Genomic DNA, 10,419 nt, shown 5'->3' with positions numbered 1-10,419 from the left:
CAGCCCGCCGGATGACCGGGCGGGGGCGGCGGCCCCTGCCGGCCCCCGGGATGACCGGGCGGCTGCGGAGGCGCGAACGGGGACGTGCGGCGGAGCCGGCGCCACAGGACCAGCGTGACGACCCAGACCACGGCGATCAGCACGAGCCAGGGGAGCAGCGCGCCGAACACGGTCAGGGCGATCTGCGTCGACGTCGTCAGGGCCCGCCAGCCGGACCGCAGGCCGGCCAGGAAGCCCGACGGCGGCTCCGACGGCCTGGCGCTCGGCTTGGGCTCCGCGATCAGCGTGAGCGTCAGCGTGGCCATCCCCGTCTGCGCCGCCAGCGCCTTCTGCCTGGCCTGCAGCGACTCCAGGTCGGCCTCCCGGCTGGAGATCTCCCGCTCGATCTCCATGATCTCGCCGATCTTGGTGGCCTTCGACAGCAGCGTGCGGAACTGGTCGAGGGTGGCCTGCGCCGACTTCACCCGGCTGTCGACGTCCGCCACCTCCTGCGTGACGTCCTGGGCGCCCTGGTGGACCGACACCCGCTTGCCCAGGTCGCGGCCCAGCTGGGCGAGCACGTCGGAGTAGCGCTCCGGCGGGATCTTGAACGTGATCACCGCCTGGTCGCCGCCCTCGAACGCGCTGCTCCGCTCCTCGGAGACGTAGCCGCCGGCGCCGGTGACGATCGCCTTGGCCCGGTCGGACGCCGCCGCGACGTCCTTCGCCCTGATCGACATCTCGGCCGTGTAGACGACCGACCGCTGCGCCGGGGCGATCGTGACCTGGGCGTCCGCCTGCCGTCCGCCCGCGTCCGCGGCGGACGCGGCGGACGCGGCGGCCTCGGGCTTGGCCGGGGCCGCGGCCCCGGCGGCCGTGCCTCCGGAGGAGCCGGCGGAGTCCGCCTGCTCGTACGGGCCTCCACAGCCGGCTGTCAGGAGGGCGAGGGCGGCCAGCGCCGCCACGCCGTACCGGAATCGAGTCATGTACCTAACACGGGTCGCCACGCCTCCAGAGTTCGCCCCCGCGATCACGATGCCGTCACGGTGCCGTCACGAGCGGCGACGTCCCGCCGGCGGAGGCGCCCGCCGCCCCAGGGCTCGGCCGGCACCCACGGCGTGCCACGGGGAGGTCGGCACGCACGCCGCGCCACAGGGCCGGCGGAGGCGCCCGCTGCGGCGCGCACGTCGCGTGACCGGCCGGAGGAGTCCGCGCGGCGGACGGCGCCGACACGGCCCGCCGGTGCGGCGACCGGGAAGACCGGCCGGTAACTTTTCTGGGTATGGACGGGATCTCTGGTCGTCATGTCGTCGTGGTGGGCGCGGGCATCGCGGGACTGGCCGCGGCCCTGCATCTCCGGCGCGGGGGGACGGGCCCGCGGGTGACCGTGCTCGACGGCGCCTCCCGCATCGGCGGCAAGCTGCACGTCACCGAGGTCGCGGGCGTGCCGGTCGACGAGGGCGCGGAGTCGATGCTGGCCCGGCGGCCGGAGGGCAAGGAGCTGGCGCGGCTGGTGGGCCTCGGCGACGAGCTCGCCGACCCCGGCACCACCCAGGCCTCCGTCCTGTCACGCGGGTCGCTGCACCCGATGCCGGCCGGCCAGGTGATGGGCGTCCCCTCCGACCTGCTCGCGCTCGCCAGGTCGGGCGTGATCTCCCCGGCCGGGGTCGCCCGGGCCGCCCTCGACCAGGTGCTGCCCGCGTCGCCGATCACGACCGACGTCTCCGTGGCGGCGTACGTGCGGGCCCGGCTGGGCGGCGAGATCGTCGACCGGCTGATCGAGCCGCTGCTCGGCGGGGTCTACGCCGGCCGGTCCGACCAGCTGTCGCTGGAGGCGACCATGCCCCGGGTCGCCGCCGCCGCGCGTACGGAGCGGTCGCTGCTGGCCGCCGCCCGGGCCATCGTGGCGGACGCGCCCGCGGACGCCGGGCCGGTCTTCACGACGGTAAGGAGCGGGCTCGGCGCGCTGCCGCCCGCCGTGGCGAAGGCGTCCGGCGCCGACGTCCGCACGGGCGTCACCGTGCGCGACCTGGTCCGCACCCCGGAGGGCTGGCGGCTCGTCACCGGCCCCACCCGGGACGAGGAGGTCGTCGACGCGGACGCCGTCGTCCTCGCGGTGCCCGCCCGCCCGGCCTCCCGGCTGCTGAGCCGCGAGGCCCCGAAGGCGGCCGCGGAGCTGGCGCGGATCGAGTACGCCAGCGTGGCGATCGTCACGCTCGCCTACCCCAGGACGGCCTTCCCCGAGGCGCCGTCCGGCAGCGGCTACCTGGTCCCGCCGGTCGAGGGCCGCCCGGTCAAGGCCGCGACGTTCAGCACGGTGAAGTGGCCGCACCTGGCGGAGGCGGACCGCAACCTCGTCGTCGTACGGTGCTCCATCGGCCGTCTGGGGGAGGAACAGCTGCTCCAGCGGGACGACGCCGAGCTCGTGGCCCTCGCGATGAACGAGATGACCGAGGTCATGGGGGTGCGCGGGCTGCCGCTCGACACCCGGGTCACCCGCTGGGGCGGCTCGCTCCCGCAGTACGACGTCGGCCACCTCGACCGCGTCGCGCGGGTGCGTGCGGAGATCGCCCGCCACCCGGGCCTGGCCGTCTGCGGGGCCGCCTATGACGGCCTCGGCATCCCGGCCTGCGTCGCCACCGGCCGTACGGCTGCCCTGCGCGTCCTGGAGCACCTCGAGGGGCTCGCGGCGGCCTCCGCCTGACCGACTCTCGGCGGCCCTTCACGCGCGGGCCTCCTGGAGCGTTCTGGAGGCCCCGCGGCCAGGCCGGGCGGCGGACCGGCCGCCCGTACGGGCACAATGGAGCCATGACCGAGCGCACCCCGAGGCCAAAGGCACGTGACCTGAACCAGGTGATCCGCTACACGATGTGGTCGGTGTTCCGGCTGCGCGACCAGCTGCCGCAGGGCCGCGAGGGCGTCGCCGCCGAGGTCGAGGAGCTGCTCGCCCAGTCGGCCGGCAAGGACGTGGTGACCCGGGGCTGCTACGACGTCGCCGGGTTCCGCGCCGACGCCGACTTCATGTTCTGGTGGCACGCCCCCTCCGCGGAGGACCTGCAGGAGGTCTACACCCGGTTCCGCCGTACGGCCCTGGGCCGCGCCGCCGAGCCCGTGTGGTCGGCCATGGCCCTGCACCGGCCGGCCGAGTTCAACAAGTCGCACATCCCGGCCTTCCTGGCCGAAGAGGAGCCGAGGGGCTTCGTGTGCGTCTACCCGTTCGTGCGGTCGCTGGAGTGGTACCTGCTGGAGGACTCCGAGCGCCGCACCATGCTCGCCGAGCACGGGAAGATGGCCCGCGACTACCCCGACGTGCGGTCCAACACGGTCGCCTGCTTCGCGCTCAACGACTACGAGTGGATGCTCGCCTTCGAGGCCGACGAGCTCCACCGCATCGTCGACCTGATGCGCCACCTCCGGGGCGCGGAGGCGAGGCGGCACACCCGCGTCGAGATCCCCTTCTACACCGGCACCCGCAAGCCGGTGGCGGAGCTCGTGGCGGCCCTGCCGTAACGGCCGGGAATCCGGACATCTCGGCGAACCGTGCGCGAAATGTCGGAAACGGCTTTGATGGCTGCCGTTCTTTGCCATACTGTGACCACGCATCAAGGGTCTTTGTGAGGCAGAGTGTCGAGCCGACTGGCACGTTCCAGGGGGCGCCGCCGCAGGAGGCGGGCCCGTCCGCGCGTCGTCGAGGTGTCCCTGGGGGTGGCCGCCTTCACGGTCGGAGCCCTCGCGGTGGCGGGTCCGCTGACCCACCGGGACGCCGGGCCGTCCCGTCTGGTCGCGGCTCCCAAGCCGAGCCCGGCGGGGGAGCTGACCGTCGCGAGCGTGGAGACGGGCGCCAAGGCCGACTCCGCCGACGCCGGGAAGGCCGTCAAGAACGAGAAGAAGGCGTCGGGCCCGTCCAGGTACACCGACGCGACGGCCGCCGCCTACTTCAGGGGCAGGTGGAACGACCACGCGTCCAAGCGGGTCAAGGACATCCGCACCACCGGCCGCTACCTGCGGATCTACACGAACCTGCCGGAGGACGCCGGCAACTCCAAGGACGCCATCACGCTGTGCAAGCGGGGGCTGGAGTACCTGTCCGAGCGCGGTGAGGCCAACCCCGTGGTGTTCGTCCAGGCCAAGTTCGGCGAGAACGGCAACCCGGTGCTCGCCAACGTCCTCGGCCCGGACGACTCCGACTGCCGGGTCACCCACCCCAAGCCCAGGTGACCCGTCCGCGTCACTCGGCGGGCCGCAGCGTCAGGCAGACCGAGTTGATGCAGTAGCGGTCGTCGGTCGGGGTGGGGTAGCCCTCGCCGTGGAAGACGTGCCCGAGGTGGGACTCACAGCGCGCGCAGCGGACCTCCACCCGCCGCATGCCGAGCGAGCCGTCCTCGTGCAGCGTCACCGCATCCGACTCGCTGGGCTCGAAGAACGACGGCCACCCGCAGTGGGAGTCGAACTTCGCCTCCGACCGGAACAGCTCGGCGCCGCAGGCGCGGCAGGAGTACACGCCCACCGTCTTGGTGTCGACGTACTCGCCGCTGAAGGGCCGCTCGGTCCCCGCCAGCCGCAGGACGCGGAACTCCTCCGGCGACAGCTGGACCCGCCACTCGGCGTCGCTCTTGATGACCTTGTCCATGTCCACCAGCCTAAGCACGGGGCCCCTCTCGGGGATTACGTAACGGGAACCGCCGGACCGCGTGGGATCTTCCCGCGGGACTTGTTCCCCGGCGAGGCATCCTTTGGCGGGTCTTCCTGCGTCTTCTCAGGTGAGGGGGCAGATCGTCCTTCCGCGAGGGAGGGGTCGGCCCGTCCCGCCGTCGGCGCGGCGATGCACCCGACCCGTGCTGGACGCCCGCCCGGCGGCAGGGGGCGCCGCGCGAGCGCGGCCTCGTCGTGGTCCGTCCCGTCGCGGGGCGGCGCGTCAGCGCCGCCGCCAGCCCGCGACCACGAGACGGCGCCGACATCGGGCGCCCTCGTGGGAGCTCCCGGTCCGGCCGCCGTTGGCAGCCCGGGACGGGCCACGACTTCACGGGTAGGGTCCTCACCATGGCTTCGCCCTACATCGAACTCGAGGTCGACGACCGGGTCGTCAAGGTCACCAACCCGGACAAGATCTACTTCCCGGCCATCGGGGCCACCAAGCGCGACCTGGTGGAGTACTACGTGAGCGTCGGCGAGGGGGCGCTGCGCGCGCTGCGGGACCGGCCGACGTATCTCAAGCGGCACCCCGACGGGGTGGAGTCCGAGGCGATCTACCAGAAGCGCATGCCGAAGCACCCCGAGTGGATCGAGACGGTCACGGTGCGCTTCCCCAGCGGGCGGTCCGCGGACGCGTTCTGCCCGACCGAGGTGGCCGGGCTCGCCTGGTGCGCCAATCTGGGGACGATCGACTTCCATCCCTGGCAGGCCCGCCGCCCCGACCTGGAGCACCCGGACGAGCTGCGCATCGACGTCGACCCGCAGCCGGGCACCTCGTTCGAGGAGGCCCGCAAGGTGGCGTTCACGGCCCGGGAGGTCCTCGACGAGATCGGCATGACCGGCTTCCCGAAGACCTCCGGCAACCGGGGAATCCACATCACCGTGCGGATCGAGCCCCGGTGGACGTTCACCGAGGTCCGGTACGCCGCGATCGCGTTCGCCCGGGAGGTCGAACGGCGCGCCCCCGGCCTCGCGACCACCGCCTGGTGGAAGGAGGAGCGCGGGGAGAAGGTCTTCATCGACTTCAACCAGAACGCCAGGGACCGCACGGTGGCCGGGGCCTACTCGGTGCGGGCCCGGCCGGACGCCATGGTGTCCGCGCCCGTGACCTGGGAGGAGCTGGCCGACTGCGATCCCCGCGACTTCGACCTCCGCACCATGCCCGCGCGCTTCGCGAAGCTGGGCGACGTGCAGCGGGCCATCGACGACCGGTCGTACGCGATCGACACGCTGCTGGAGTGGTTCCAGGCCGACGAGCGGGGCGACATGCCCTACCCGCCGAACTACCCGAAGATGCCCGGCGAGCCGATGCGGGTCCAGCCCAGCAGGGCAAGGCCAGCGAGCAGGGAAAACAATGCCGAATGACCTGTCCGTACCTTGAGGCACAGCGCTCACTCGCCCGATAACCTGGACCGTTTGTTCGGTTGGCCGCCGGCGGCCGGGAGCGCGAACTCATGAGGCTCGCCGGCTGGCGCAGTGACGCGATGCTCGACCGGTGCGGCGGGAGCGCGGCCGTGCAGCGCGCACACACCGCGGCCCGGCGGAGATCGACTCTGATCTGAGCACAGCGCTCGCCATGATTCCCGACCAAGTCCCCGCCCGGGGCGGCCACTCCTGCAAGATGCTTTACCCCTGCCCTCGTGGAGGGCGTATTCGTGCGCCCTGGTCTTCGACGCTCTCGGCTTCGGCTCGCAGAGTGCTGTCTCGGCTACCTCGACCGGCACTACAGCGGCAACACGCTGCCCGCGGTCGTCGAGGATGAGCGTGATCCCGCCCCGCGCGGGCCTCACCGGCGAGTGGGCAGGTGCCTGGCGGCTTGGTCGACGTCGAGCTCGTTCAGTGGGCGGAAGGTGACTTCGGTCGCCGGGCAGGCCAAGGGTCCTCGGCCTTCCGAAGCCCGTATCGCTCTGATTCGAAAGCAATATACCGGTTCTACCTGCGCATATACCTGCGCTATACCGACGTCCGTGAAGCTCTGCCCGAGCCGTTCCCGGCTCCGTGCCAACGAATGGAGTGGAGATGCTTCGCAGACGTGTGGCGGTCGCGGTCACCGCTGTCCTGCTTTGCTGCCTGGTGCAGGCGACACCGGCAACTGCGGACAATTACTGTAGCGGTGCCTGGTGCACCACGTCCGGGCAGGACCTGACCCTGGACAACATATTCTGGGCGGGCGGGCCGGAGATCTTCCGTGTCGGCACGGCGACCACGTACTCCACCAACCCCGGCGCACTCTGGCACCGGTGGGAGAACACCGACGGATCCTGGTCCCCGTGGCAGAGCCTCGGCGGAGAGATCCACGACGGCTGGTGCGGCAACCGGAACAAGGACGGCCGGTTGGAGATCTTCGTCAAGGCCCGCGGCGGGGATGTCAACCACATATGGCAGTTGAAGCCGGCCGGCTCCTGGAGTGGCTGGGCCAGCCTGGGTGGCCTCATCGCTTCCGGCAATGGGGTCTGGTGTTCCACGGGCGCCAACGGGGAGCTGGGAATCGCCGTCTACGGTCCCGACAACATGTGGCACTACAAGTGGCAGACAACCGCCGGGGGCGGCTGGACGGGTTGGCAGTAGTCCCGCCTTGCCGGAGCCAAGAAAGTGGGACCCCGCTCTGCGGGGCCCCACGTCGGTTGGATAACCCGGCGATCTCCGCTGAGAGGTGACCTGCCTTTTCCTGGGACAGCACGGCGCTCATGCCGTAGGCATCCCGAAGACGCCGGCGAGCTGATGCGGGTCCAGCCGTCGAGGGCGCGGCCGTCGTCGGACTGAATGCGCCGCCGGGTATAAGGATCTTCCACCCGAGTGGGGTGAATGATCTCCCGGAGGGCCGCGTCGCGGGGGGAGAAACCACTCCCCGCGTTGCGGCCGTGATCATTACCGGATGCAATTCTCCCGTGAGGGCAGTATCCGACTCCGTCCCGCCTCACGGCTGGCGGATCCTGCGCAGCGACGCCGGACGCCTGTGGGCGACCCGCGAGCGCCCCTTCGGGCACGCCGCCGAGACCGCCGGCGCCGCGCGAACCGTCGACGGCGACGACCTGGCGGAGCTGCGGGCCGTCATCGAGGAGCAGGAGCGCATCGCCAGGTCCGCCGCGGAGGAGCGGGGCCGCCGCCGGGCCTGACAGGCCGGCACCGAGCCCCCACCGCGTGCCCGTCCACCGCGGATCCGTTCGCCGTGTGCCGCGCCGTGTGCCGCGCCGTGTGCCGCGCCGTGTGCCGCGCCGTGTGCCGCGCCGTGTGCCGCGCCGCGAGGTCGTGGGGACGTCCCCGAGCGGGCCCGCGGCTGTCTGTCGGGGGCGTGTGCCAATGTAGAGAGCGTGCGCCGCATACACCCCGACGTCGAGGACGAGCCCGATCTCGCCGCCGCCTACGCCTATCCCCGGGACGCCTGGCTCCGGCTCAACATGGTGGCGAGCGTCGACGGCGCCGCCTGGCTGAAGGGCCGCTCCGAGGGCCTGTCGAGCCGGGGGGACAAGCGGATCTTCGGGGTGCTGCGCGGCCTCGCCGACGTGGTGATGGCCGGCGCCGCGACCGTCCGCACCGAGGGGTACGGCCCGGCCCGGCCGCGCGAGTCGTGGCGGGCCCTGCGGGAGGGCCGGCCGCCCGCCCCGCCGATCGCCGTCGTCACCCGGCGGCTCGACCTCGACCTCGGCGGCCCCCTGTTCACCGAGACCGAGCCGTACGCCCCGACGATCGTCGTCACCACGGAGTCCGCGCCCAAGGACCGCCGCGACGAGGCGGGCAGGAGGGCGGAGGTGATCGTGGCGGGCGACGACCGCGTCGACCTGGCACTGGCCGTCCGGGAGCTTCGCGAGCGCGGGCTCGGCAGGATCCTGTGCGAGGGCGGCCCCCGGATCAACGCCCAGCTCGCCGCGGCCGGGCTGGTCGACGAGCTCGCACTGACGGTCAGCCCGCTGCTCGTGGCCGGCGACGCCGCCCGCATCATGAACGGCGTGGCCTCTCTCACTCCGATGGCGCTCGCCCAGGCCATCGAGGAGGATGGCTTTCTGTTCTGCCGGTACGTCAGGGAGACGCGCGATGACCACACCACCTGAGACCGCCCCGGAGGAGGCGCTCGACCTCCCGGTCGTGCCGCCGGTCGCGCCCATGCTCGCCAAGGCGGTCAAGGCGATGCCCCGGCAGGACGGCTCGCTCTACTACGAGCCCAAGTGGGACGGCTTCCGCTGCATCGTGTTCCGCGACGGCGACGAGGTCTACCTGGGCAGCCGCAACGAGCGGCCGTTCACGCGCTACTTCCCCGAGCTGGTCGAGGCGGTCAAGGCCGAGCTGCCCCCGAAGTGTGTCGTGGACGGCGAGATCGTGCTGATCCGCGGCCAGTCGCTCGACTTCGACGCGCTGCAGCAGCGCATCCACCCCGCCGCGTCCCGGGTGCGGATGCTGGCCGAGACGACGCCGGCGTCGTTCGTGGCCTTCGACCTGCTGGCGATCGGCGACGAGGACCTGATGGAGGCGCCGTTCTCGGCCCGCCGCGCCCGGCTGGAGGAGGTCATGGCGGGGGCCGGGCGGTCGGTGCGGCTCACCCCGATCACCCGTGACGAGGGCCGGGCGGGCGAGTGGTTCGACATGTTCGAGGGCGCCGGCCTCGACGGGATCGTGGTCAAGCCGGGCGACCTGCCGTACACGCCGGACAAGCGGGTGATGTTCAAGGTCAAGCACGAGCGCACGGCCGACTGCGTGGTGGCCGGCTACCGCGAGCACAAGACCGGCCCCATCGTCGGATCGCTGCTGCTCGGCCTCTACTCGCCGGACGGCCGCCTCCACCACGTGGGCGTGGCCGCCTCGTTCCCGATGAAGCGGCGCGAGGAGCTGGTGGAGGAGCTCGCGCCGTACCGGCTGGAGAACCTGGGCGACCACCCCTGGGGCCACTGGGCCGAGGTGGCCGGGGGCGGAGCGCAGGGGCAGCGGCTGCCCGGCGCCGTGTCCCGGTGGAACGCCAAGAAGGACCTGTCGTTCATCCCGCTGCGGCCCGAGCTCGTGATCGAGGTCGCCTACGACCACATGGAGGGCGACCGGTTCCGCCACACCGCCCAGTTCCGCCGCTGGCGGCCCGACCGCGAGCCGTCCTCGTGCACGTACGAGCAGCTGGAACGGCCGGTCGTCTACGAGCTCGACGACATCCTGGCGAAGTAGGGCCGGGTTCGCGTCCCGGAGCGTGGCGAAGACGGGCGGTCAGCCCGTCAGGGCCCGCACGGCGGCCGTCACGGCGACGGCCGCCGCGATCACCACGAGGAAGGGCGCACGCAGCAGCAGCGCGACGGCGGCCGCGGCGAGACCGGCGGCCCGGGCGTCGACCGTCAGCGAGCGCCCGTGGGCGAAGGTCTGCAGCGCGACGAGGGCCGCCAGGGCGGCGACGGGCACGAGCGCGGCCATCCGGCGCACCAACGGCCGCTCCAGCGCGGCCGGCGGGACCGACAGGCCGAGCAGCTTGAACCCGTAGCACCCCGCCGCGGTCACGGCGATCGCGATCCAGACGCTCACAAGGCCCCCTCTCCCGAATCACGCGAATCAGGCGAATCAGGCGAATCACGCGAATCTCCCGAATGCGGCGAATCCGCCGCGTCCTGGCCGGCTCGGCGTCCACCGGCGCGGCGAGCGCGCAGGCGGGAGACGGCCAGGACGGCGGGGGCCGCGAGCACGGTCATCAGCACCGGCGCCCCGGGCGGCAGGAGCGGCACGCAGACGAGCGCCGCCGGCACGGCGAGGGCGGCCGCGGCCCGCTCGCGCCCCCGGTCA

12 protein-coding genes are annotated in these 10,419 nt (G+C 72.8%); 9 read left to right on the top strand and 3 right to left on the bottom strand.

Annotated elements, in window-relative coordinates; translation table 11 throughout:
• Window positions 1–965: DUF4349 domain-containing protein (locus MPTA5024_RS28555; protein WP_084370074.1), on the bottom strand; the 965-nt coding region annotated here is incomplete at its 3' end.
• A 296-nt stretch (window positions 966–1,261) separates the two neighbouring features.
• Between MPTA5024_RS28555 and hemG the strand changes: the two genes are divergently transcribed.
• From hemG to MPTA5024_RS28540, 3 genes are all read left to right on the top strand, one after another.
• The gene (hemG, locus tag MPTA5024_RS28550; RefSeq protein ID WP_036330200.1) at window positions 1,262–2,683 is read left to right on the top strand and encodes a protoporphyrinogen oxidase; all 1,422 of its coding nucleotides are present in this window, start codon (window positions 1,262–1,264) and stop codon (window positions 2,681–2,683) included.
• A 104-nt stretch (window positions 2,684–2,787) separates the two neighbouring features.
• The gene (gene hemQ, locus MPTA5024_RS28545) at window positions 2,788–3,489 is read left to right on the top strand and encodes a hydrogen peroxide-dependent heme synthase (RefSeq protein ID WP_036330198.1); all 702 of its coding nucleotides are present in this window, start codon (window positions 2,788–2,790) and stop codon (window positions 3,487–3,489) included.
• A gap of 195 nt (window positions 3,490–3,684) precedes the next feature.
• Window positions 3,685–4,197: a hypothetical protein gene (locus MPTA5024_RS28540; RefSeq protein WP_157099772.1), complete on the top strand. Its 513-nt coding sequence runs from the start codon at window positions 3,685–3,687 to the stop codon at window positions 4,195–4,197.
• 10 nt (window positions 4,198–4,207) lie between these two features.
• On the opposite strand, the gene msrB is transcribed toward MPTA5024_RS28540, so the two are convergent.
• Window positions 4,208–4,609: a peptide-methionine (R)-S-oxide reductase MsrB gene (gene msrB, locus MPTA5024_RS28535; protein WP_036330193.1), complete on the bottom strand. Its 402-nt coding sequence runs from the start codon at window positions 4,607–4,609 to the stop codon at window positions 4,208–4,210.
• Between the two features lie 410 nt (window positions 4,610–5,019).
• On the opposite strand from msrB, the gene ligD reads away from it, so the two are divergent.
• From ligD to MPTA5024_RS28510, 5 genes are all read left to right on the top strand, one after another.
• Window positions 5,020–6,036, top strand: a complete 1,017-nt coding sequence (gene ligD, locus MPTA5024_RS28530; RefSeq protein ID WP_036330191.1) for a non-homologous end-joining DNA ligase — start codon at window positions 5,020–5,022, stop codon at window positions 6,034–6,036.
• A gap of 654 nt (window positions 6,037–6,690) precedes the next feature.
• The gene (locus MPTA5024_RS28525) at window positions 6,691–7,239 is read left to right on the top strand and encodes a hypothetical protein (protein ID WP_157099771.1); all 549 of its coding nucleotides are present in this window, start codon (window positions 6,691–6,693) and stop codon (window positions 7,237–7,239) included.
• Between the two features lie 320 nt (window positions 7,240–7,559).
• Window positions 7,560–7,787: a hypothetical protein gene (locus MPTA5024_RS28520; RefSeq protein WP_036330189.1), complete on the top strand. Its 228-nt coding sequence runs from the start codon at window positions 7,560–7,562 to the stop codon at window positions 7,785–7,787.
• Between the two features lie 195 nt (window positions 7,788–7,982).
• Window positions 7,983–8,720 carry a pyrimidine reductase family protein gene (locus MPTA5024_RS28515; protein ID WP_036330187.1) on the top strand — a complete coding sequence of 246 codons (738 nt, stop codon included), beginning with the start codon at window positions 7,983–7,985 and terminating at the stop codon, window positions 8,718–8,720.
• A complete protein-coding gene (locus MPTA5024_RS28510; RefSeq protein WP_051458786.1) occupies window positions 8,704–9,816 on the top strand; it encodes an ATP-dependent DNA ligase in 1,113 nt (370 codons plus the stop codon). Before MPTA5024_RS28515 ends, MPTA5024_RS28510 begins: the two co-directional genes overlap by 17 nt.
• A gap of 39 nt (window positions 9,817–9,855) precedes the next feature.
• Here MPTA5024_RS28510 and MPTA5024_RS28505 read toward each other — a convergent pair whose 3' ends face one another.
• Entirely contained in the window at window positions 9,856–10,164 is a 309-nt protein-coding gene (locus MPTA5024_RS28505) for an AzlD domain-containing protein (RefSeq protein ID WP_036330184.1), read from the bottom strand.
• A gap of 62 nt (window positions 10,165–10,226) precedes the next feature.
• On the opposite strand from MPTA5024_RS28505, the gene MPTA5024_RS43885 reads away from it, so the two are divergent.
• On the top strand, window positions 10,227–10,419 hold a 193-nt coding region (locus tag MPTA5024_RS43885), incomplete at its 3' end, for a hypothetical protein (protein WP_232326681.1).

Origin of the sequence: Microbispora sp. ATCC PTA-5024 (genome assembly GCF_000511135.2) — a bacterium.
Lineage (GTDB): Bacteria > Actinomycetota > Actinomycetes > Streptosporangiales > Streptosporangiaceae > Microbispora > Microbispora corallina.
This window is presented reverse-complemented; position numbering and strand designations above follow the sequence as displayed.